Origin of the sequence: Haloplanus sp. (assembly GCF_028275055.1) — an archaeon.
Classification (GTDB): domain Archaea; phylum Halobacteriota; class Halobacteria; order Halobacteriales; family Haloferacaceae; genus Haloplanus.
Genome location: NZ_JAQCNJ010000041.1, coordinates 1 through 19,165, shown reverse-complemented (window position 1 = coordinate 19,165; position 19,165 = coordinate 1). Strand labels below are relative to the sequence as shown.

Below are 19,165 nucleotides of genomic sequence, written 5' to 3'. Positions count from 1 at the left end.
CGTGGCGCGTATAATCCTTTCCGTCGGTACAGCGGTTAGTGTACCTCGTCGGCGTCGATCCGTCCGTCTCGGAGCGGCCCACGGACCGTCACCTCCTCACCGAGACGGAGGTCGGCGTCCGTCTCGACGCTTCGCGTCTCCGCCCCGTCGTCGAGAACGACCGGATCGCCCGCCTGGACGACCGTCCCGGTGAACTGGACACGCCCCTCGTCGGCATCGGTGGCACCGTCCGTCGCAACGTCGGTGTCGTTTTGGGTTGTTGCCCCGTCCCCGCCCGCGTCGTCGCCGAAGGTGCCCAGTCCCGGACTGCCGCCACCGCCCGCTGGGTCCGTGCCGGCGTCACCGCCGGCGTCGGCACCCGGTGCGTCCGCCGGCGGATCGGTCACGGCCACCGTGGACCGCCACCCGGCGGATGCCTCCAGGTCGTCTTTCCATCCTTCTTGAATCTCGGCGTCGGTGACGACGACGTAGTCCGCGAGGTCGATATCAAGGTCGGCCTTCTCACCCCAGAGCGCGACCCGGATGTCGCCGGTCTCGTCTTTGATTCGGACGTTGCGCACCTGTCCCTCCGAACCGTCGTCGCGGTCGAACGTCCGTTTTGGATCGGTCTCGATGACGCCGCCGGCCAGATCGGCCGTCTCCCCGAGTTCGAGGTCGCCGACGGCCGTCGTTTCCGGGTCGTAGGTGATCTCCTCGTCGATCTCCTCGACCGCCCCCCGAGACCCCACGTGGAGTTCGAGGTCGCCGTCGCGTTCGCGGACGTAGCCGTCGACAACCTCGACCGAGGTGTCGGGATCGAGTTCCGCGGCCCGGTCGGCCTTCTCGTCCCACAGCGTCACCCTGACGCGTCCCGTCTCGTCGCCGAGAGTCAGGTTGGCGACCCGGCCCTCTGAACCGTCGTCGCGGTCGAACGTCCGGACCGAATCGGTCGATAACACCCGTCCTTGGAGGTTCACGTCCGACAGACCGAGCGAGAGATCCTCGATGCGGTAGGTGTCGTGTATCTGTACGTCGACCTCGGCATCGGGATCCGGTTCCGCCTGATCCGCGCTCACCTCGACGCCGCTGTACCCTTCCTGTGGCCGGCCCTTGATCCGGAGGACCTCGCCGACCGCGAGTTCGTCGTCCGCGATGGACTGGGCCATACGGTCCCAGAACGCCACCCGGATCTGTCCGGTCTCGTCCGCCACCTCGACGTTGATGACGCGGCCCTCCTCCCCGGACTCGCCATCGCCGTCGCCGTCACCCTCGCCGTTCTCGCTGGCGTCCCTGTCCGTGTCGTCGCGGTCGAACGTCCGTAACTCGCCGATACCGACGACCTTCCCGAGAAACTTCACCTCGTCCATCCCGGGTTCGATATCCGCGATGCCGCTCACCTCCTCGTCTTCCAGTTCGTGGGCGATGAGCATCGCCGCCGTCTCCTCGTCGGCGAGCCCCCCCATCTGCTCGACCTTGTCGTGGACGGCGGCCTCGAACTCCTCGAACGCCACGTCGGTGTCGAGGTCCTCGTACACGTCCTCGATTACACCCATCGTACCGTGCAACAGGCGAACCCTCCGGTTAAGCGTTGTCCTTGGCCGAACGCGGCGCTTCGGTCTTTCGATCGGTGTGTGGACACGGCCGACGTTCGGCCCGGTCTCGGTTATGAAGCTTCGGGCCACTCGGTGACCGTCTGCCGACCCCCCGGGGGGTCGTGGACGACCCGGACCGCCGTCGGTTCCTGAGCCACCGTCACCCTCGCGATGTACCCACGGTAGATGAGTGCCTCCGTACAGGCGGTGTCGGGCGGCGCGTCGCGCCGCGTCGTGACGACCACGGTCACCCGGTCGGCTTCGACCGTCGTCGGCCCGAGGGCGGCGACCGCACAGCCGTTCGGTCCCGTAACACAGCCCTTGACCCGAACCCGTGTCCTCGAGACGCTCACCGCCGCCGTCTCGGGGGTCTCGCACCGACCCGTATCACGGAGCGTCCGATCGGTCACTCCGTCGGTTCGGTCCGGGCCACCGCCTCCGCCCCCCGGCGCACCGACACAGCCAGAAAGGGCCACGAGGCCGAGGGGAGTCGCCCGGAGCAGGGTCCGCCGATCCATATCCCCGTGTCGACCGGCGATGACATACTTCTTCGGGACCCACAAACTGTTGTTTGACCGACCGTCGCGAACGGATCGTAACCGTCTTAAACCACTCCCCGATAGAAGCGTATGAGTCCTGGTAGGGTAGTGGACTATCCTCTTGGCTTGCGGAGCCAGGGACCGGAGTTCAAATCTCCGTCAGGACGTTCCTCCTGTGTCTCTTTTCGCGTACGCCCGCGTATGCTCTGCGCCACCGCGCGCGGGACCCCCTCGGGGCACTCCTGCTGACACCACACCGACGAGCGCGGCGGGCCGTCGGCAGAGACGGACCACAGTACTCTGAGCGGCCGAGCTCTCTCACTCCGACCGCGCCCGGTGCTTCCACGCCGCCTCCTGTCGGCGCTCGGCGACGTGTCGCCGACCGTCGGCAACCCGGTCGTGGACCCGGTCACCGAACGTCACCACGCTGTCGAGGAGCGTCGACTGGAACGTCTCGAGAACGTCGTACGACCACCGACCCGACGGGTCGTCCCCACACGACGGCAGAACGCCCCGCGGTAGGTGTTCGTCGCGCAGGCGGTTCGCCGGTCGCTCGTGGCCGGCCTCGCGGAGCAACCGCTCGGCGGTCGCCAGGTGGTCCATCGCCCGGCCGGTGCTGTGGTGAAACGAAACGAGTTGGCCGTGTGCCCGGTGGATATGCTCGACACCCAGTTCCACCTCGTGTAGTGCCTCGCGTTCGACGTCGGTCAGTTCGTCCGGTTCAGCTTCGTTCATGTTGTACGGTACCATCTCACGAAACATGTCGGTTACGGCGCGATGACTTTTCAGCCTCGGCGGTCAATGGCCGGGCATGGACGCGGCACTCCGCGCCGGAATCGCCCTTTACAACGCCGGCGAACACCACGCCGCACACGACCCGTGGGAGGGTGAGTGGCTCGACCTGGAGGCGGGGACCGACGACGAGCGACTGCTCCACGGGCTTATCCAGTTCACCGCGGCGATCTACCACGCCCGAACCGGCAACTGGGGCGGAGCGACGGGACTCGCCGCCAGCGCCGGCGACTATCTCGACGGCCTCGATACCCCGTACCGCGGCGTCGACGTCGCCGCGCCGCGCCGCGCCATGGCGACGCTCGCGACAGATCCGGCGGTTATCGAGCGTCGCCGTCCCCCACCGCTCCGGTATAAGCGACAGCGGCTTCGGCTCGCGGATCTCGCGTTCGAGGGCGTTGCCGCGGCCGCGCCGGCCATCGCGGCCGAACACGAGTACGACAAGGCGACGGTCGACCGGGCGGTTGCCTACGCCCGCGAGGAGGTCGCCAGCGGCGACCGGACGTTGTTTACCGGCCCGCTCTTCGAGTTCGTTACCGCCGAGGAGCCCAACCGGGCGCTCGTCGCCCGACGACTGCGCCATCACGTCGACCGCCGGGACCGGGAACACGACGACGCGGCCGGACTGTTCGACTGACCCCGCGTTCAGATCACCGAGACGGCGTACGCAAGCGACGAAAACACCATCAGGAAGACAAGCACGAGCGCCATGAGTTGTTGGCGATCCATACAAGCATCTGCGGCGTAAGCGTCGAGTACCTTTCGCCGCTCCGGCTCGGTCACCGTCACGCCTCGTCTCTTGGCTCGCCCGCCAGCGTGTACGCCGCCGAGTCGTCGTCTGGGTCGTAGCCGAGCACCTCGCGGGCACGGTCGATGGAGTAGTACTTTCGCTCGTTGTCGGAGATCCCGTAGACGATTTCGTACCCGTAGTCGGCCCGGATACAACGGTCGAAGAGGTGGGCACAGTCGCGATGTGAGAGCCACATGGCCTGTCCGCGCTCGTAGTTGCGTGGCGGGTGGCCCTGGGTGAGGTTGCCGATGCGGACACAGACCACCGAAAGCCCCTCGACGTCGTGGTAGTAGCGGCCGAGCGTCTCGCCCGCGGCCTTGCTCACGCCGTAGAGGTTGCCAGGGCGGGGGAGTTCGCTTCCGGTGAGCAGGTGGTCGTCGTCGGTGCGGTACATCTCGGGGGTGCGTGCGTCGGTCTCGTAGGCCGAGACGGCGTGGTTCGAGGAGGCAAAGGCCACCTTCTCGACGCCGGCTTCGACCGCCGCCTCGAACACCGTCTGCGTGCCGTCGATGTTGTTCTCCAACACCGAGTTCCACGGTGCTTCCGGTCGGGGATCGCCCGCGAGGTGGATCACGGCTCCGACGTCCGCCATCGCGCCGACCACGGCCGTTCTGTCGGTTACGTCCGCGACGACGACGTCGTCCTCGTCGACGCCCAGCGGGAGGCGGTCGCTCGACAACGGTTCCCGGTCGAGCAGCCGCCAGTCGTAGGTGTCGCCGATCCCGTGCAGGATGGCCTGTCCGACGCGCCCGCCCGCGCCAGTCAGTAACACCGGGTCGTCCATTCGGACGGTATTGGGACCACCGAACCCAAGTAATGACCGGTTCCACGCGCCGACAGGGCTTACCCACGCCGGCCCCTCGGGCACCCATGGCCAGCGACCCCCAACACGCCTGTTTCGAGGCGGGGATCAAGTTCGGATCGCTCTATCATCAGTTCGCCGGCACGCCCGTCTCGCCCGACAGCGCCGGGAGCCTCGAACGCGCGATGGAGAACGCCATCGAGAACCAACCGTTCTGTGTGGCCGTGACCGTCGACATCGACGAGGCGGCGCTACTCGACGCCGCCGACGATCACGGCTACGTCGAACTCACGGGCCGGTTCATGGAGGTCGAGATGCGAATCGAGTACGAGGGTATCGTCGTCGACACCGAGATGACGATGCGCGACGGATACCCGCTGATGCGCCTCGTCGACGTCGACTGACGCCGCCAGTCGATTTCACGTTCGCGCCCACGTCCACGCCCGCGTTCACTTTCACTTTCGGGCGTGCGTTTAACTCACACGGCGGCGAACGATCGGGTATGAGTCAGACGACGCTCGGCGACGACGAACTCTTCGGCGAGGCGGCGGCCGAGGTGCGCGCGGACGTGGAGGAACATCTCGGAAAGGCCCGCGCGGAACTCCCCGACCCCGACGAGGTCTGGGCGGCCGACGCCGACAACGTCCTCGGGGTGTTGAACGGCCTCCGGTCGGCGCTCGACGCCGGCGACGCCGAGGACCACCTCCGACAGGCAAAAAAGTGGTACACCATGGGTGACCGCGCCGACGCCTTCGACGACGCCGCCGACCTCGCGGCGGCCATCGAGGAGTTGGAGACGCTGATCGAGTCGATCGGCGACGCCCACGACGACGTGAGCGACCTCACGAACGCCGTGCCGGAACTCCGCGGGACGCTTCGGAATCTCGACGACGACCCGGCGAACGACGCGTGATCACCGCGAAACCGGTCGCGTTTCGACGCCCGCTAGTAGTCTCGCCAGCGCGTCCGCGGAGCGGTCGAGCAGTGTTTCCCCGAGGTGGGCGTCACCTGCGTCCGGGTCGCCGACGACGCCGTTCTCGGTGAACTCCGCCGAGTCGTGAGCGAGGTTCGTCCCCGAAAGCCAGTCCCCCCAGCCCTCGCTGGCCCCTTCGCGGGCCTTCTCGATCCGTTCTTCCCGCACGAGGTCGGGGTGTGTCGCGCGCAACAGCGCCGTTTCCAGTGGCCCGCCGTGGCCCATCTCGGACCCGTGGTCGCCGACCGCCTTGAACCAGGTGAACGGGACGGTGTAGGCGTCGTCGTGACGCGAAATCGTCGCGGTCACCTCGCCCAGCGCGGGAACGTTCCCACCGTGGCCGTTGACGACGACCACCCGATCCATGCCGTGGTGGGCGAGACTGCCGACCACGTCCCGGACGTAACTCCGAAACGTGTCGGGCGACACCCAGAGTGTCCCCGCGAAGTCGCGGTGTTCCTCCGCGACGCCGATAGGGACCGTCGGTGCGACGACCACCTCCCCGTCGTGCCGCTCCGCGCCCGCCTCGGCGACCGTCTCCGCGTGGAGGGCGTCGGTCCCCAGCGGCGCGTGCGGGCCGTGTTGTTCGGTGCTGCCGACCGGCAGAACGGCGAGGTCGGCGTCGGTGCTCTGAACGTCCGTCCACGTGGCGTCGGTGAGTCGCATACCTCCCGTCCGGGCCCAAGGGGCTTCAACTCTAGTCGTCGCCGTCGCCGACCGCGGGCCGGCCGCTCGCGGCGTCGTACTCCTCGCCGTCGACCTCCGCTTTCGCTCCCCGCCGGGTGGCCCGTTCGACGAACTCCTCGGGAAGGTCGTCGATTTCGCCCGCCTGCACGCCCCAGAGGCTGGCGTAGAGCCCGTCCGAAGCGAGCAGATCCTCGTGTGTGCCACGCTCCCGCACCCGGCCGTCGTCGAGAACGACGATCCGGTCTGCGTCCTTCACCGTCGAGAGGCGGTGGGCGATGACGAACGTCGTCCGGTCGGCGGTCAGCCGATCGAGCGACCGCTGGATCAGCATCTCCGTCTCCGTGTCGACGTCGCTGGTCGCCTCGTCGAGGATCAGGATCTCGGGATCTTTGAGCATCGCTCGCGCGATGGTGAGACGCTGGCGCTGGCCCCCCGACAGTTTCACGCCGCGCTCCCCGACCATGGTGTCGTAGCCGTCGGGCAGATTGGTGATGAACTCGTGGGCCTCGGCGGCCGTTGCGGCCTCGATCACCGCCTCGTCGTCGGCGTCAAACGTGCCGTAGGTGATGTTCTCGCGGACGGTGCCATAGAAGAGAAACGTTTCTTGGCTGACGTAGCCGATGGCGTCCCGGAGACTCGTCACCGTCACGTCGCTGATATCCTCGTTGTCGACCCGGATTGCCCCCGAATCGACGTCGTACATCCGGAGAAGGAGTTTCAACGCCGTCGATTTCCCCGCCCCTGTGGGACCGACCAGCGCGAGAGTGTCCCCGCCCTCGGCCCCGAAGGAAACCCCGTCGAGAATCGCCTCCTCGTCGTAGCTGAAGGTCACGTCGTCGTACTCGACGCGGCCCTCGGTGACGACGAGGTCCGCCGCATCGGTTCGCTCGTCGATCCCCGCGTTCTCGTCCATCAATCCGAAGATCCGGGCCGCGGACGCGTACGCCCGCTGATACATGTTGATGATCTGGCCGAACTGGGCCATCGGCCAGATGAACCGCTGGGTGTAAAGAATGAACGAAACGAACTCGCCGGGCCGGAGCGTGCCGGTAAAGAACCACGGCCCCGCGCCTTGGAACACCCAGAGGCCGCCGATGGTGAAGGTGAGCGCAAACCCCAATCCGGCGAGCACCCGGAGGCCCGGGAAGAACCTGATCCGCGTCTCGATCGCGTTCCAGTTGGCGTCGAAGTAGTCGCCCGACACCTCCTCGACGCGGTCGGCCTCGTACCCCTCGGTGTTCGACGTCTTGATGACCTGGATCCCGCCGAGGTTGTTTTCCAATCTGGAGTTGACCTGCCCGACCGTCGACCGCACCTCGGCGTATTTGGGCTGGATATTCTCGACGAACCGGTAGGTGAAAACGGCGATCAGTGGGACGGGGGCCAGTGCGACGACCGCGAGTTGTGGGTTCATCCAGAACAACAGCGCGGCGATGCCAACGACCATCACACCGAGACGGAACGCGGAGTTCAGCCCGTCGTTGAGGAAGCGTTCCAACCGATTGACGTCGTTCGAGAGAACGGACATCATCTCCCCGGTCTGCTTGTCGGAGAAAAAGGTCATGTTCAGCCGTTGCATCGCGTCGTACGTGTCCGTCCGGATGGCGTGTTGCACGTGTTGTGCGAAGCGGTTCCACCCCCAGTTTCGCACCCAGTGCAGGGTCGCCCCGCCCAGAAACGAGAACAACACGATACCGATGATCAGCCAGAACTGTTGTTCCGGGTCCGTCGGTAGCCACCGGTCGGGCACCAGCGGGAACGAAAACGGGCCCTCGTCGAGAAAGATGGCGTCGACCGCGATGCCCAACAGAAGCGGTGGGAGCAGGTCCAACATCCGCGCGAGGATGCTGGCGACGACCCCGATGCCGAACACGCCACGGCGCTCTTGGCCGTACCCGGCGAACAGACGGCGCATCGGATTGGCCGTCCGATCCCGTTGCTCCTCGAAGGGGTCGTCCTCGTCGGGAACCTCCATCACCACCACTCGGTGACCGACAGATAAAAGACTGACCCGGCTGTGTTCCGGACCGGCGGCCCTACAACGTCCGCCCCTCGACGGACGGATCGACGCCCGCCGCCTTGAGGTCGATCCGAACCCGTTCCCGCAGGGGATCGGGCACCGTTCCCCGGCCCACCGGCACCGCCGTCTCGCCGTCGCCTTTCACCTTCCAGTAGAGCACACACCCGCTCGGCGCGTAGTACTCGACCGCGTACCGGTCGTTCTCGCCACGGTAGTGAACCCGCGCCGCGAACCCCTCGACGCGCCATCCCTCCCGTTCGGACAGTGCCTCCAGTTCGCCCGGCGTTCCGGTCCCACCCTCCTCGCCCATGCACATCCGTGGTGTCAGTGTCGGGTGGCTCTTTCGGTCACGCGTTCTCGATCACGACCCGGTCACCGACCTCGACGCCCGTCTCGTTCGTATACCCCATCGGCACCTCGAGGACGTACTTCGCGCGACCGGAGTACCTCGTGAGGCCTCCATCCGAGTCCTCCGAGGGCAACGGCGCGTGGTGGATCGTTGTGATCGTGCCGTTCGCGGCGATAAACACCATATCCAGCGGGAAGGCCATCTCCCGCATCACGTAGGCGTGGGTCCCCTCCTGATCGTGAACGAACAACATTCCCTGGCCGTTTTCGAGTGCGCTCGTGTCGCTCAGGCCGGTGTAGCGTTTCGGGTACGAGTCGGCGATCCAGGCATCGACCGTCGCCAACCGCGTCCCGTCCGCGTCGACGAGGTCGACCGTCGTCGTCTCGTAGTCGTTGCCGGGGGTCGAAACCGGCGTCGCCGACGCATTGGACGTGGGCGTGGGCGTGGTGTCCCCGTCGGGTGTGGGGGTTCCGGGTCCGGATCCGGATCCGGATCCGGTTTCGGTTCCGGTTGTGCTCGACTCGGGGGCCGTTCCGAGGCCGGCACAGCCGCCGAGAACGGCGACGAAGGTGAGTCCGGTCGCGACGGCGGTTCGGCGACGCATGGTATGGTGAGGTAGTCGGACGGGGCGGGCCTAAACGTTTCGCGAGGCGAGACAGAAACCGTTATTCCGCCGGGGGCCGGTGTTCGCGACGAGGGCTCGTGGTCTAGTTGGTTATGACGCGGCCTTTACAAGGCCGAGATCGGTGGTTCGACTCCGCCCGAGCCCATTATCCCCACGAGCAACGGCGAACGGGGGTCCGATACCGAGGGCAGGCCACACGGGGAAACGAGCCACACACGACAACCGGCGGGAGCGCATCTCCGTCTGGTTCGACACCGCGACACCGAGCGTGGCGAACCGTCCACTCTGCGACCCGGCTGAAGCCGTCGCCGGCCGCGTTCCGGGCCGGCCGCGCTCGACACAGGTACCTATGTGGTCATATCCCGGTAACAACACGCTTCATACCGGCGGTCGAGTTACACGTATGGCGAACACGGCGGAGTTCTACTACGAACCGGACGACAGTGAGGCGCTGAGCACGGCCGTCGTGACGGCCATCGCACGCGCACACGACGAGGACGTACTCGACCAGAAGTGGGTCATCAGCGAGGACATCAACACGGACGCACTCGATATGCTGTTTCAGGAACACAACCTCCGGATGTCCCTCCAGTTCGAGGCGGACACGACAACGGCCACCATCACCGCCGACAGAAACGGGGACCCGATAATCAAAATCGAGTCACACCGCTGAGACCGCCCCGCCCGAACTCCTCGGGACAGACACGTCGAACCGGCCGTGGTCGGACGGGAACGAGGGTGAACACTGCCCGCAGTCCCCCGAACACACCGCGTCCATACCCTACGCCGCACTCGCCGCCGCCGCAACCTGGCTGGTGTCCTCGGGCACGTCGACCGAGAACGTTACCCGCTTGGTCTCGTCGGCATCGAACGCCACCGTGTGGCTGTCCTCGTAAAGCACGACCTCATCCTCATCGAGCAGTTCCATCGTCACCTCGATGTCGCCGGCCGCGCCGTCGTTTCGGACGACGACGTACACGTCCGTCTCGCCGATCAGCGCCTCGAGTCCGCCGTCGATCTCCGTCTCGGTGACGGTTGGCTCCGGCGAGGCGAGCGCCCCACAACCGGCCAGTCCGACGGTCAGCGCCGTGCTGACACCTCCGACGACGGCCCGTCTGGTGTGCATGGAGCCGGTTCGACCCTCGGGGCTAAGGGCCTTCCGGCCCCTTGGCTCACAGCAGACGGATCAGCGAGTTCTCCACCTCGCCCGCGACGGTGACGATCCGCCCGTCGCGGCTGTACTCCTCGATCGGCTGACCGACGTGTCGTCGCTCGATTCCCTTCTCGATCCCCGCACGGTCGACCGTTGCCTCCGGATCGAAGACGTAGGTCCGCTCGGACCACGTCGTCTCCCCTTGAACGTCCAGCCGACGGCCGGTGGCCACCGCCCCGTTCAGCGGAAAGTCCTCGTCGATTTTGGCTTCGAGTTCGCGCCCGGTGCGGTAGTCGGCCTCGCCGAAGTGGCCGATCAGCGTCGCTAACCCCTCGTCGACCCCCGTTCGGCGCTCGCCTGCCTCGTGTTGCTCGATGGCCGCCTCCAGCGGAGCGTCTGCGTCCTCGCTCGCGCTGATCGTGACGATCACGTCCGGGTGGAGACCGAACACCCGGGTCCGACCCTCCACCGTGCGGACGAACCGCTGGAGGTCGTCAACCCGGCCGTTGGCCTCGAAGCCGGCCTCGCGGAGCGCGGGCCGCAACGCGCCGGGGTCGAACCCGCCGCCGAGGACGCGAAACGACTCGTTGGCGACCGCCGAGTGGTTCACGGTGAGAACGGCGTCGATATCGTCGACGGGGACCGAAACGCCGAAAAACGACTCGGCCCGTTGCTCCCAGTATCTGTCGAGTTGCTCGACAAAGGTCGGATCGGCGTCGGCGCGGACGGCGGACAACGAGAGGGTGGTGAATTCGTAGGTGTGTGGCGTCGGCTCCGTCGGGGCGACCAGCCACGACGGGTAGGGCTGGAGCGACCGGTCCCCGGGGGTCGGGGTCGCCGTGGCCGTCGGGGCCGGCGTCGCTGTCGCCGTGGCCGTCGTCTCACCTGTCGTTGTTGTCGTCGACGGGTCGGACTCCGAACAGCCGGCGAGCCCACTCGCCGCCGCGGCGAGTGCCGCGACGGTGCCCCGAAGGTACGTGCGCCTATCCATCGACCGACATTGTATCCGGGCTGACTTATAGTCGTTCCCCCGTCACCCGACGACAGCGAACAACAAGAGGTTGTGGACGCCGGGACCGAGGCCAACGGCGGCGACGAACCCGAGCAGGAGTCGGCCCTCGGTCGGTGTCTCACGCACCGTCTCCGCCAGCGCGACGACGACGGTCCCCGCGACGGCGAGTTTCACGAGAACGAACAGCCAGCCGCTCCCGATCAGGGGTGCGGTGGGAAGCCCGGCCGCGAACTCGATGACCAGCCGAGACAACGGCGTCCGCTCGCCGAACCCGAGAAGGTCGACGCCGACGCCCGTCGAGACGCCGTCGAGGGCGTGGGCGGCGAGTGCGAGCAGGCCGACCCGCCCGGTGACCGACACGCCGGGGCGGATCCGTCGGAGCAGCGCCCACGCGGCCACGGTGACGACGGCCGCCACGACGATGATACCGCCGACGGGTGCGAGTGCGAGCGACCCTCGACCGACACCGACGGCGAGGGCCGCGCCGACGGCCGGGAGAACGGTGAGGCCGCCGACGACCCCGAGACGCCTCGCGGTCCGGCCCTCGTCGCCACGGTCGATGGCAAGCCACGCCACCCCGGCGGCGAGGGCGACGGTGAGGTACACCGACGGGGTCCCGGCCAGCGGCCGAACCGTCGCCGGGAGCGCCTCGACGACATAGAGGACGTGCAGCGCGGCGCCGAGAACGATCCACGGCACGAACGCGAGAACGGCCCGCTCGGTCACCGCCGGACGCCGCCGAGCGAGAAGCCAGCCCACACCGGCGAGACCGGCGAGGAGCACGATCAGGTAGGGCAGTGGCGGCAGGGCGAATCCCGCTGGGAGGATTGCCATAACGAAAGGGCGACGGGTCGTCGGGAAAGCCTTACGCTCCGAGGGGACGAGAGCATCCCATGGAACGCCACGAGTTCGCCGCGCGCGTCGACCACACCGTTCTCGGTCCGGAGACGACGCCGGCCGACGCCCGGCGCGTCGTTGCAGAGGCGGCGGAACACGGCACGAACGCCTGCGTCCCGCCGTGTTATCTCGCCGACGCCGCGGCAGTCGCCCCCGAGGTGACGACCGCGACCGTGATCGGCTTCCCGCACGGCCAGCACACCCCCGAGGTGAAACAGGCGGAGGCGGTCGCCGCGTGGCAGGACGGTGCGGACGAACTCGATGTCGTGATGAACGTCGGCCGGCTGAAAGCCGGCAAGACCGACGCCGTGACGGACGAACTGTCCGAACTCGTCGCCTCGGTGCCGACGCCGGTGAAGGTCATCGTCGAGGCGCCGCTGCTTCCCGACGCGGAACTGCACCGGGCGGCCGAGGCGGCCGTCGACGCCGACGCCGACTACCTCAAGACGGGCACCGGCCTCTCCGGGCCGGCGGCGGTCACCGACGTGGAACTGCTTGCGGAGTATCTTCCCGTGAAAGCGAGCGGCGGGATCGACACGTACGCCGAGGCACGGTCGATGCTTACGGCGGGGGCGGAACGCATCGGCGCGTCGGCGGGGGTCGCTCTCGTCGAGGGGTTCGAGACGGTGTAGTTCCGTCTCGGACCGTCGCGTTTTTCTCCGCGTGCGCGTAACTATCAGTACAGTCGAAATGGCTCGCTACCACATCGAGACGTACGGGTGTACGGCCAACCGCGGCGAGAGCCGGACGATAGAACGCCGTCTGCGCGACGGCGGTCACCGCCCCGCCGATGGCCCGGCCGAGGCGGACGTGGCCATCCTCAACACCTGTACGGTCGTCGAGAAGACGGAGCGCAACATGCTCCGACGGGCGGAGGAGCTCGAAGCCGAGGCGGGCGACCTCGTTGTCACCGGCTGTATGGCGCTGGCACAGGGCGAGGCGTTCGCCGAGGCCGGTGTCGACGCCGACGTGGTCCACTGGGAAGAGGTTCCCGCGGCGGCGATGAACGGCGAATGTCCCACCACCACGCCGGACGCCGAACCGGTTCTCGACGGCGTGATCGGCATTCTCCCCATCGCCCGGGGCTGTATGAGCGACTGTTCGTACTGCATCACCAAGCGGGCGACCGGTCGGATCGACTCCCCGACGGTCGAGGAGAACGTCGAGAAGGCACGCGCCCTCGTCCACGCCGGCGCGAAGGAACTCCGCATCACCGGACAGGACACCGGTGTCTACGGCTGGGACCGGAACCAAGGCGAGAGCCTCCTCCCAGAGCTTCTGAGCCGCATCTGCGATATCGACGGCGACTTCCGGGTTCGTGTCGGGATGGCCAACCCGAAAGGCGTCCACGGTGTCCGGGAGGACCTCGCAGACGTCTTCGCAACCAACGAGACCATCTACAACTTCCTGCACGCGCCCGTCCAGTCCGGCTCCGACGACGTACTGACCGATATGCGCCGCCAACACGAGGTCGAGGAGTTCCGCGAGGTCGTCGACACCTTCGATGACCGTCTCGAGGAGTGGACGCTGTCGACGGACTTTATCGTCGGCTTTCCCACCGAAACCGACGCCGACCACGAACTGAGCATGAACCTCCTGAGCGAGGTGCGCCCGGAGAAGATCAACGTCACCCGCTTCTCGAAGCGGCCGGGCACCGACGCCGCCGAGATGAAGGGGCTGGGTGGGACGGTTAAAAAGGAGCGCTCCAAGGCGATGTCGGAACTGAAACGCGAGGTGGTGGCCGAGGCCCACGAGTCGATGGTGGGCGAGCGCCGCGAGGTGCTCGCGGTCCGGCCGGGAACGGGCGACTCGGTGAAGTGTCGCGACGGGGCCTATCGGCAGGTGATCGTCCAGGACGCCGAGGCCCGTGGTGTCGCCCCCGGCGACACCCTTGAGGTCGAGGTCACGGCCCACGAGACGATGTACGTCTTCGGCCGGCCGGTTTGACCGGGTTCAGCCCCGATGGCGTTTTCCCCCCGGCCCGCCGAGAACGGCTATGGCCAAGTGGCTCCGGAGCGGCCTCAGGCGCGACATCTGTGTCGTCGTCGCGAGCGAGGGGTCGACGACGGCACAGGAGTGTAAGGCCGCGGTCGAGTCCAGCTACGACGACCGACTCGACCCCGCGACCTTCTACGGCGCACTGGAGGCCCTGACCGACGGCGGCCACCTCGACAAGACGGTCGAGGGGCTCCACGACCGGTACGAACTCACCGATGCCGGCCGGCGGGCGCTTTTCGACCACTACGACTGGGTGTCGTCGGCGTTGCCGGAGTCTCGGAGCGGGTGACCCCGTACAGGTCGCTAGGAGCTTGAGGCCGGACTTGACCGGATCGGCACTACCGGGCCGTCGTCGACGCGGAGGATCGGTCGGCCGCGTCCTTCCACTCCCCGAGCCCCGAGGGGTCGAGGTGGACGTGGACGTCGGAGACGGGTTCGATCTCGCGGACACGTTCCCGAAGCTCCGTCTCGATGTCGTGGGCCTCGGCCAGCGAGTGGCTCCCGTCGATCTCGGCGTGGAACTCCACCTCGATCACGTGGCCGGAGTAGTAGGCCACGAAGTCGTGGACGCCCCGGACCTCGGGGTGGGACCGGATCGCCGTCTCGATCCGCTCGCGCTCCTCGTCCGGCGGTGCGCTGTCGGAGAGATACCGCAGGTTCTCCCGCGAAATGTCGACCCCTTGGTAGACGACGAGCAGGCTCACCATCCCTCCGGCGATGGGATCGAGGATCGGGTACCCAAGCGCCATCCCGCCGACACCGACGAACGCGGCGAGGGTGGTGTAGATGTCGTTTTTGCTGTCGGCCGCCAGCGCACGCAGTCCCGGCGAGTGCACCTCTCGGTTGATGAGACAGGTGTACCAGTAACAGGCGTAGCGGTCGACGAGTGCGAACAGGAGACCGGCGACGAGAACCGCGCTGTACTCGGCTTCGGGGCCGGTGAGCAGGGCGTTCCCGGAGTCATACAACAGTTTCACCCCGAGGAGTATGAGGACGCCGCCAACGAACAACGCCGAGAGGGGTTCGAACCGCTCGTGTCCGTGGGGATGTGTCGCGTCGGGGTCGTCGTAGACGATCCGACCCCAGACGAGGACCACCGCGCTCGCAAGCAGGTCGGCAACGGAGTGGGCGGCGTCGGCCATAAGCGCCAAACTGCCCGAAAAAACACCCAAGCTTCCCTCGACGCCGATCTTGATGACGTTCGAGGCCACGTTGACCCACGAGGCCTTGAGAAAGCCTGACCGGTCCTCCGCCATGTGACCTTCTACAAGGGGACAGACGTATATAAACGGTACCATCGAGGGTGCACGACACGGGGGTCGGCTCGGGCTACTCCCCAAACGAGAACGTGACCGCGCGGTCCTCGTCCGCCGTCGTCGCTCCGGGCAGGGCCGCGACGGCTTCACGGAGCCGTTCGTACGTTTCGTCGACGGCCTCGACGATCACCGTCGTGTCCGAGACAACGGGCATGAAGTTGGTGTCGCCCGACCACCGGGGCACGATATGGGTGTGGAGATGCTCGTCGATCGAGCCACCGGCAGCCGGGCCGCCGAGATTGAGACCGGCGTTGAACCCGTCGGGGTCGAACGCCTCGCGCATCGCCGCGAACGTCCGTTGTTTGAGGCGGGCGTGATCGAGGAGTTCCGCGCCGTCGAGTGCGCCGTAATCGCCGTCGTGGCGGTACGGGACGACCATGACGTGACCGGGGGTGTACGGGTAGTTGTTCAGGATAACGAACGCGTGGTCGCTGCGGGCGACGATCCGACTCTCCCGGTCGGCGTCCCGGTCAGGCAGGACACAGAACGGGCAGCCGTCGATGTCGTCCGCGCTTTTATCGCGAGCGACCCACTCGATCCGCCACGGTGCGAACAGTTGGTCCATACAGGGGCGGAGAGGGCCACTGGCTTATATTATCGGCTCTGAGACGGCCGCCCTCGGACGGATATCCGACATGAGGGTGATTCTCATGGGTGAGAAGGGGTATAAGTCGGAGGCTACCCGGATTTAATCCGGATTAACCGTCGTCGGGGCTTATACACCCGCCGTCGGTAGAGTAATTCGATGAAGGCGAAACGACCGGACCCAGACGCCACCCTCGAACCGTGTTCCGACTGTGGACGCGAAACCAGACATTTCGTCCGGGTAGAGATCCGGACCGAGAACCCTGCGTCGTCGAACGCCGCGTTCTCCCGCGAACCGTATCGAGTCGCCGTCTGTGGCGTCTGTGAATCCGAGTCGATCCAGCGGATGAACGACGCCTAAGCGGTCGTTACCTCACACCCGTTCTCGGTGACGATGAGCGTGTGTTCCGCCTGACTGACGAGGCGACCGTCCGCTTCCTTCAACACGGGGTAGCCGTGAACGACGTCGTTTTGCTTGAGTCGGCGGAGCGCCATCTCCGCCCGCGAAACGCCGAGCCATCGGGCGGCGAAAGGGAGCGTCCGATACTCCTCTGTCACTTGTTCGAGCACCTGCCGGGCCTGCCGGTTGCGGACCGATCGCTCGCGCTCGAGGCCGTAAATCTCCTCTTTGCTCCCCTCGCCCACCTTCCCCCGGCCGTCGGTGGCGAACGGTTCGACGGCGATCACGTCACCGACCTCGAGTTCGTGGCCCCGGTCGACGCCGCGGTTCGGGACGTTTGGCCCCGTGTGGGCGTCCCACTGTTCGACACCGTGGCCGGAGAGGTTGAGAACGGGCGTGTAGCCGTACCCCCGGATCACATCCTCTATCTCGCCGCCGATCGTTCCGGTGTCGACGCCGGGGCCGACGGCGTCGACGGCCACGTCCAGTGCTTCCTCGGCCGCCTCCACGAGTTCGGGGGTTCCGGACAGGTCGACCGTTGTCGCGGCGTCTGCGATGTAGCCGTCGACGTGGACACCGATGTCCAAACACACCATCCCGTCGTCGAACTCGGTGTCGTCGTCGCGGCTCGGCGTCGAGTGACTGGCCTCCTCGTCGATGCTGATGTTGACCGGGAATGCGGGACCGTCGGCCAGTTCGTAGATCCGCTCCTCGGCGTGTTCCGCGACCTCGAGGTGGGTCACGCCCGGTTCGATCATCGCCGCTGCCTCGTCGAGAACGGTCCGCAACGCCTCGCCCGCTCGGCGATACTTCTCGACGGTCTCGTCGTCGAGGGGTCCTACGCTCATGGTCTTTGTTGGCGTGAGCAGCGGAAAGAGGTTGCGGGATCGCCGGTCGCGGCTGGGTGAACAAGCCTTTAGCCGACCGGGTGCGTACCGTGGCCCAACAATGGTGCTCGACAACCTCGGAAGCTCCCTGCGCGGCACGCTCTCGACGTTACAGGGGAAGTCCCGCCTCGATGAGGACGACGTCGAGGAGGTGGTCAAGGAGATTCAGCGCTCCCTGCTTCAAGCCGACGTGGACGTGAACCTCGTGATGTCGCTTTCGGACTCGATCGAGACACGTGCTTTGGAGGAGGAGCCGCCGGGCGGGACGAGCGCGCGCGATCACGTCCTGAAGATCGTTTACGAGGAACTCGTCGACCTGATCGGCGAGTCGACGAAGCTCCCGCTCGAACCACAGACGATCCTGCTCGCGGGCCTCCAAGGCTCCGGAAAGACCACCTCCGCGGCGAAGATGGCGTGGTGGTTCTCGAAAAAGGGGCTGCGTCCTGCGGTCATCCAGACCGACACCTTCCGCCCCGGCGCCTACGAACAGGCAGAGCAGATGGCCGACCACGCCGAGGTGAGCTTCTACGGCGACCCCGAGGGCGACGACCCCGTCCGGATCGCCCGCGACGGTCTCGAAGCGACCGCCGATGCCGACGTTCACATCGTCGACACCGCGGGGAGACACGCTCTCGAAGACGACCTGATCGCCGAAATCGAGGAGATCGACTCGGCGGTCGATCCCGACCGCTCGTTGCTCGTTCTCGACGCCGCCATCGGTCAGGGGGCCAAAGAGCAGGCCACACAGTTCGACGAGTCCATCGGCATCGACGGCGTCGTCATCACGAAACTCGACGGCACCGCGAAGGGCGGCGGCGCGCTCACCGCGGTCAACGAAACCGAGTCCTCTATTGCCTTTCTCGGCACTGGCGAGACGGTTCAGGATGTCGAACGGTTCGAACCCGACGGCTTCATCTCCCGACTGCTGGGGATGGGCGATCTCAAACAGCTCTCGGAGCGTGTCGAGCGTGCGATGGCCGAGACGACCGAGGAGGACGACGACTGGGACCCACAGGACATCATGGACGGGTCGTTCACGCTCAAGGACATGCAAAAGCAGATGGAGGCGATGAACAACATGGGACCGCTGGATCAGGTGATGGACATGATCCCCGGTATGGGCGGCGGGCTGATGGACCAACTCCCCGATGACGCCATGGACGTCACCCAGGATCGGATGCGAACCTTCGATGTCGCCATGGACTCGATGACCGAAGAGGAGTTGGAGAACCCACGGAGCATCGGCCAGTCCCGCGTCGAGCGTATCGCCCGCGGCAGCGGTGTCGACGAGGAACTGATCCGCGAACTCCTCGAACAACACAAGATGATGGACCGCACCATCAAGCAGTTCCAAGGGATGGGCGACGGCGACATGCAGCGGATGATGAAGAAACTCCAACAGGGCGACGGCGGCGGCATGGGCGGCATGGGCGGGATGGGACCGTTCGGGTAGAACGGCCGACAGGACAGGGCGCTTCCGTCGAACGCCCACGATCGGTTTTTTCGACCGCACCCTCGGATCCGACCGTGTCGGCCTCCGTGTGTCCCACCGTCGTTGCCGACCCCCCGGTCGCCGGCCGGTCCACCTGACTTTTGAGGCCGGCCCCCGTTGCACCCGACGATGACCGTCCGCGAGGTAGCGGCCGAGGCGTACCGGGAGGCGCTTCCCGCCCTCGGTGCCAGCCTCGTCGGCGGCCTCGTTGCCGGACTCGTTTTGGGGGGCATGCGCGCCGACCTGCGCGCGGTCGAAGGCCTTCTTGTGCTCGTCC

Annotated in this window: 24 protein-coding genes and 2 tRNA genes; 11 read left to right on the top strand and 15 right to left on the bottom strand. The window is 66.9% G+C overall.

What is annotated here, in order from left to right; all coding sequences use genetic code 11:
• Positions 1 to 35 precede the first annotated feature (35 nt).
• Positions 36 to 1,532, bottom strand: coding sequence for a single-stranded DNA binding protein (locus Q0925_RS05620; RefSeq protein ID WP_299332640.1), 1,497 nt, complete (start codon positions 1,530 to 1,532; stop codon positions 36 to 38).
• Between the two features lie 110 nt (positions 1,533 to 1,642).
• A complete protein-coding gene (locus Q0925_RS05615) occupies positions 1,643 to 2,089 on the bottom strand; it encodes a hypothetical protein (RefSeq protein ID WP_299332637.1) in 447 nt (148 codons plus the stop codon).
• A 115-nt stretch (positions 2,090 to 2,204) separates the two neighbouring features.
• Between Q0925_RS05615 and Q0925_RS05610 the strand changes: the two genes are divergently transcribed.
• Positions 2,205 to 2,277: transfer RNA gene (locus Q0925_RS05610), tRNA-Arg, on the top strand.
• A gap of 151 nt (positions 2,278 to 2,428) precedes the next feature.
• Here the strand turns inward: Q0925_RS05610 and Q0925_RS05605 are convergent.
• Positions 2,429 to 2,845, bottom strand: a complete 417-nt coding sequence (locus Q0925_RS05605) for a hypothetical protein (protein ID WP_299332634.1) — start codon at positions 2,843 to 2,845, stop codon at positions 2,429 to 2,431.
• A gap of 76 nt (positions 2,846 to 2,921) precedes the next feature.
• On the opposite strand from Q0925_RS05605, the gene Q0925_RS05600 reads away from it, so the two are divergent.
• A complete protein-coding gene (locus tag Q0925_RS05600; RefSeq protein ID WP_299332632.1) occupies positions 2,922 to 3,539 on the top strand; it encodes a DUF309 domain-containing protein in 618 nt (205 codons plus the stop codon).
• Between the two features lie 8 nt (positions 3,540 to 3,547).
• Here the strand turns inward: Q0925_RS05600 and Q0925_RS05595 are convergent, their stop codons facing one another.
• Together Q0925_RS05595 and azf are read right to left on the bottom strand one after the other, a co-directional pair.
• Positions 3,548 to 3,685, bottom strand: a complete 138-nt coding sequence (locus Q0925_RS05595) for a hypothetical protein (RefSeq protein WP_299332630.1) — start codon at positions 3,683 to 3,685, stop codon at positions 3,548 to 3,550.
• Positions 3,686 to 3,687: 2 nt separating this feature from the next.
• Positions 3,688 to 4,476: an NAD-dependent glucose-6-phosphate dehydrogenase Azf gene (gene azf, locus Q0925_RS05590; protein WP_299332627.1), complete on the bottom strand. Its 789-nt coding sequence runs from the start codon at positions 4,474 to 4,476 to the stop codon at positions 3,688 to 3,690.
• A gap of 86 nt (positions 4,477 to 4,562) precedes the next feature.
• Here azf and Q0925_RS05585 point away from each other — a divergent pair, with 86 nt between their 5' ends.
• Together Q0925_RS05585 and Q0925_RS05580 are read left to right on the top strand one after the other, a co-directional pair.
• Positions 4,563 to 4,898, top strand: coding sequence for a dihydroneopterin aldolase family protein (locus Q0925_RS05585; RefSeq protein ID WP_299332624.1), 336 nt, complete (start codon positions 4,563 to 4,565; stop codon positions 4,896 to 4,898).
• A gap of 98 nt (positions 4,899 to 4,996) precedes the next feature.
• A complete protein-coding gene (locus Q0925_RS05580; RefSeq protein WP_299332621.1) occupies positions 4,997 to 5,407 on the top strand; it encodes a DUF5790 family protein in 411 nt (136 codons plus the stop codon).
• Here the strand turns inward: Q0925_RS05580 and Q0925_RS05575 are convergent, their stop codons facing one another.
• From Q0925_RS05575 to Q0925_RS05560, 4 genes are all read right to left on the bottom strand, one after another.
• The gene (locus Q0925_RS05575) at positions 5,408 to 6,133 is read right to left on the bottom strand and encodes a creatininase family protein (protein WP_299332618.1); all 726 of its coding nucleotides are present in this window, start codon (positions 6,131 to 6,133) and stop codon (positions 5,408 to 5,410) included.
• Between the two features lie 31 nt (positions 6,134 to 6,164).
• On the bottom strand, positions 6,165 to 8,129 hold the full coding sequence (locus tag Q0925_RS05570; RefSeq protein ID WP_299332615.1) for an ABC transporter ATP-binding protein: 1,965 nt from the start codon (positions 8,127 to 8,129) through the stop codon (positions 6,165 to 6,167).
• Positions 8,130 to 8,190: 61 nt separating this feature from the next.
• Positions 8,191 to 8,484, bottom strand: coding sequence for a DUF7538 family protein (locus Q0925_RS05565; RefSeq protein WP_299332613.1), 294 nt, complete (start codon positions 8,482 to 8,484; stop codon positions 8,191 to 8,193).
• A gap of 37 nt (positions 8,485 to 8,521) precedes the next feature.
• Positions 8,522 to 9,127: a DUF192 domain-containing protein gene (locus Q0925_RS05560; RefSeq protein WP_299332611.1), complete on the bottom strand. Its 606-nt coding sequence runs from the start codon at positions 9,125 to 9,127 to the stop codon at positions 8,522 to 8,524.
• A gap of 92 nt (positions 9,128 to 9,219) precedes the next feature.
• Between Q0925_RS05560 and Q0925_RS05555 the strand changes: the two genes are divergently transcribed.
• Together Q0925_RS05555 and Q0925_RS05550 are read left to right on the top strand one after the other, a co-directional pair.
• A tRNA-Val gene (locus Q0925_RS05555) sits at positions 9,220 to 9,293 on the top strand.
• A 258-nt stretch (positions 9,294 to 9,551) separates the two neighbouring features.
• Entirely contained in the window at positions 9,552 to 9,821 is a 270-nt protein-coding gene (locus Q0925_RS05550) for a HalOD1 output domain-containing protein (protein WP_299332609.1), read from the top strand.
• A gap of 108 nt (positions 9,822 to 9,929) precedes the next feature.
• On the opposite strand, the gene Q0925_RS05545 is transcribed toward Q0925_RS05550, so the two are convergent.
• From Q0925_RS05545 to Q0925_RS05535, 3 genes are read right to left on the bottom strand one after another with little or no spacing between them, the layout of a single operon-like run.
• Entirely contained in the window at positions 9,930 to 10,274 is a 345-nt protein-coding gene (locus Q0925_RS05545) for a hypothetical protein (RefSeq protein WP_299332607.1), read from the bottom strand.
• Positions 10,275 to 10,320: 46 nt separating this feature from the next.
• Positions 10,321 to 11,292, bottom strand: a complete 972-nt coding sequence (locus Q0925_RS05540) for a hypothetical protein (protein ID WP_299332605.1) — start codon at positions 11,290 to 11,292, stop codon at positions 10,321 to 10,323.
• A gap of 42 nt (positions 11,293 to 11,334) precedes the next feature.
• Positions 11,335 to 12,147, bottom strand: coding sequence for a DUF63 family protein (locus Q0925_RS05535; protein WP_299332603.1), 813 nt, complete (start codon positions 12,145 to 12,147; stop codon positions 11,335 to 11,337).
• Positions 12,148 to 12,206: 59 nt separating this feature from the next.
• Here Q0925_RS05535 and deoC point away from each other — a divergent pair, with 59 nt between their 5' ends.
• The 3 genes from deoC to Q0925_RS05520 are packed head-to-tail and all read left to right on the top strand — an operon-like array spanning position 12,207 to position 14,497.
• Positions 12,207 to 12,842, top strand: coding sequence for a deoxyribose-phosphate aldolase (deoC, locus tag Q0925_RS05530; protein WP_299332601.1), 636 nt, complete (start codon positions 12,207 to 12,209; stop codon positions 12,840 to 12,842).
• 58 nt (positions 12,843 to 12,900) lie between these two features.
• Positions 12,901 to 14,157: a tRNA (N(6)-L-threonylcarbamoyladenosine(37)-C(2))-methylthiotransferase gene (locus Q0925_RS05525; protein ID WP_299332663.1), complete on the top strand. Its 1,257-nt coding sequence runs from the start codon at positions 12,901 to 12,903 to the stop codon at positions 14,155 to 14,157.
• A gap of 49 nt (positions 14,158 to 14,206) precedes the next feature.
• Positions 14,207 to 14,497 (top strand): PadR family transcriptional regulator, encoded by a 291-nt coding sequence (locus tag Q0925_RS05520; protein ID WP_299332598.1) that lies wholly within the window; start codon positions 14,207 to 14,209, stop codon positions 14,495 to 14,497.
• Positions 14,498 to 14,546: 49 nt separating this feature from the next.
• Here Q0925_RS05520 and Q0925_RS05515 read toward each other — a convergent pair whose 3' ends face one another.
• A complete protein-coding gene (locus tag Q0925_RS05515; protein WP_299332595.1) occupies positions 14,547 to 15,464 on the bottom strand; it encodes a cation diffusion facilitator family transporter in 918 nt (305 codons plus the stop codon).
• Positions 15,465 to 15,537: 73 nt separating this feature from the next.
• Complete coding sequence (locus Q0925_RS05510) at positions 15,538 to 16,089, bottom strand: HIT family protein (protein WP_299332593.1); 552 nt, start codon at positions 16,087 to 16,089, stop codon at positions 15,538 to 15,540.
• A gap of 180 nt (positions 16,090 to 16,269) precedes the next feature.
• Here Q0925_RS05510 and Q0925_RS05505 point away from each other — a divergent pair, with 180 nt between their 5' ends.
• Positions 16,270 to 16,470, top strand: coding sequence for a hypothetical protein (locus tag Q0925_RS05505; RefSeq protein ID WP_299332591.1), 201 nt, complete (start codon positions 16,270 to 16,272; stop codon positions 16,468 to 16,470).
• Here the strand turns inward: Q0925_RS05505 and map are convergent.
• Positions 16,467 to 17,357, bottom strand: coding sequence for a type II methionyl aminopeptidase (gene map / locus Q0925_RS05500; protein WP_299332590.1), 891 nt, complete (start codon positions 17,355 to 17,357; stop codon positions 16,467 to 16,469). The genes Q0925_RS05505 and map overlap by 4 nt on opposite strands.
• Positions 17,358 to 17,457: 100 nt before the next feature.
• Here map and Q0925_RS05495 point away from each other — a divergent pair, with 100 nt between their 5' ends.
• A complete protein-coding gene (locus tag Q0925_RS05495; protein ID WP_299332589.1) occupies positions 17,458 to 18,849 on the top strand; it encodes a signal recognition particle protein Srp54 in 1,392 nt (463 codons plus the stop codon).
• Positions 18,850 to 19,165: the final 316 nt, after the last annotated feature.

Bases quoted from the DNA above. Each gene is read 5' to 3' on its own strand.
- Q0925_RS05620 (WP_299332640.1), bottom strand. From the start codon at position 1,532: ATGGGTGTAATCGAGGACGTGTACGAGGACCTCGACACCGACGTGGCG.
- Q0925_RS05615 (WP_299332637.1), bottom strand. From the start codon at position 2,089: ATGGATCGGCGGACCCTGCTCCGGGCGACTCCCCTCGGCCTCGTGGCC.
- Q0925_RS05605 (WP_299332634.1), bottom strand. From the start codon at position 2,845: ATGAACGAAGCTGAACCGGACGAACTGACCGACGTCGAACGCGAGGCA.
- Q0925_RS05600 (WP_299332632.1), top strand. From the start codon at position 2,922: ATGGACGCGGCACTCCGCGCCGGAATCGCCCTTTACAACGCCGGCGAA.
- azf (WP_299332627.1), bottom strand. From the start codon at position 4,476: ATGGACGACCCGGTGTTACTGACTGGCGCGGGCGGGCGCGTCGGACAG.
- Q0925_RS05585 (WP_299332624.1), top strand. From the start codon at position 4,563: ATGGCCAGCGACCCCCAACACGCCTGTTTCGAGGCGGGGATCAAGTTC.
- Q0925_RS05580 (WP_299332621.1), top strand. From the start codon at position 4,997: ATGAGTCAGACGACGCTCGGCGACGACGAACTCTTCGGCGAGGCGGCG.
- Q0925_RS05575 (WP_299332618.1), bottom strand. From the start codon at position 6,133: ATGCGACTCACCGACGCCACGTGGACGGACGTTCAGAGCACCGACGCC.
- Q0925_RS05570 (WP_299332615.1), bottom strand. From the start codon at position 8,129: ATGGAGGTTCCCGACGAGGACGACCCCTTCGAGGAGCAACGGGATCGG.
- Q0925_RS05565 (WP_299332613.1), bottom strand. From the start codon at position 8,484: ATGGGCGAGGAGGGTGGGACCGGAACGCCGGGCGAACTGGAGGCACTG.
- Q0925_RS05560 (WP_299332611.1), bottom strand. From the start codon at position 9,127: ATGCGTCGCCGAACCGCCGTCGCGACCGGACTCACCTTCGTCGCCGTT.
- Q0925_RS05550 (WP_299332609.1), top strand. From the start codon at position 9,552: ATGGCGAACACGGCGGAGTTCTACTACGAACCGGACGACAGTGAGGCG.
- Q0925_RS05545 (WP_299332607.1), bottom strand. From the start codon at position 10,274: ATGCACACCAGACGGGCCGTCGTCGGAGGTGTCAGCACGGCGCTGACC.
- Q0925_RS05540 (WP_299332605.1), bottom strand. From the start codon at position 11,292: ATGGATAGGCGCACGTACCTTCGGGGCACCGTCGCGGCACTCGCCGCG.
- Q0925_RS05535 (WP_299332603.1), bottom strand. From the start codon at position 12,147: ATGGCAATCCTCCCAGCGGGATTCGCCCTGCCGCCACTGCCCTACCTG.
- deoC (WP_299332601.1), top strand. From the start codon at position 12,207: ATGGAACGCCACGAGTTCGCCGCGCGCGTCGACCACACCGTTCTCGGT.
- Q0925_RS05525 (WP_299332663.1), top strand. From the start codon at position 12,901: ATGGCTCGCTACCACATCGAGACGTACGGGTGTACGGCCAACCGCGGC.
- Q0925_RS05520 (WP_299332598.1), top strand. From the start codon at position 14,207: ATGGCCAAGTGGCTCCGGAGCGGCCTCAGGCGCGACATCTGTGTCGTC.
- Q0925_RS05515 (WP_299332595.1), bottom strand. From the start codon at position 15,464: ATGGCGGAGGACCGGTCAGGCTTTCTCAAGGCCTCGTGGGTCAACGTG.
- Q0925_RS05510 (WP_299332593.1), bottom strand. From the start codon at position 16,089: ATGGACCAACTGTTCGCACCGTGGCGGATCGAGTGGGTCGCTCGCGAT.
- Q0925_RS05505 (WP_299332591.1), top strand. From the start codon at position 16,270: ATGAAGGCGAAACGACCGGACCCAGACGCCACCCTCGAACCGTGTTCC.
- map (WP_299332590.1), bottom strand. From the start codon at position 17,357: ATGAGCGTAGGACCCCTCGACGACGAGACCGTCGAGAAGTATCGCCGA.
- Q0925_RS05495 (WP_299332589.1), top strand. From the start codon at position 17,458: ATGGTGCTCGACAACCTCGGAAGCTCCCTGCGCGGCACGCTCTCGACG.